General features: G+C 63.2%; 1 protein-coding gene. It reads right to left on the minus strand.

The annotated features are described in order from the left end of the window. A partial coding sequence (locus tag ACLJNW_RS28925; RefSeq protein ID WP_410962125.1) for a response regulator occupies window positions 1-231 on the minus strand: 231 nt, incomplete at both ends.

Raw genomic sequence — 231 nt, forward strand, 5'->3', positions numbered from 1 at the left:
GCATTGATGGTTTTCAGCAGGGTCTCTTCGTCCACCGGCTTGGTCAGGTAGTCGCGAGCGCCCTGGCGCTTGCCCCAGACCTTGTCGGTCTCCTGGTCCTTGGTGGTGACGATGATCACCGGGATGGCGCTGGTCTCGGCGTCCTTGGTCAATTGACGGGTCGCCTGGAAGCCGTTGAGGCCGGGCATGACGATGTCCATCAGGACCACGTCGGGCTTTTCCTGGCGGGCC

Origin of the sequence: Salmonella sp. SAL4457, from assembly GCF_046548235.1 — a bacterium.
GTDB classification, from domain to species: domain Bacteria; phylum Pseudomonadota; class Gammaproteobacteria; order Enterobacterales; family Enterobacteriaceae; genus Salmonella; species Salmonella enterica.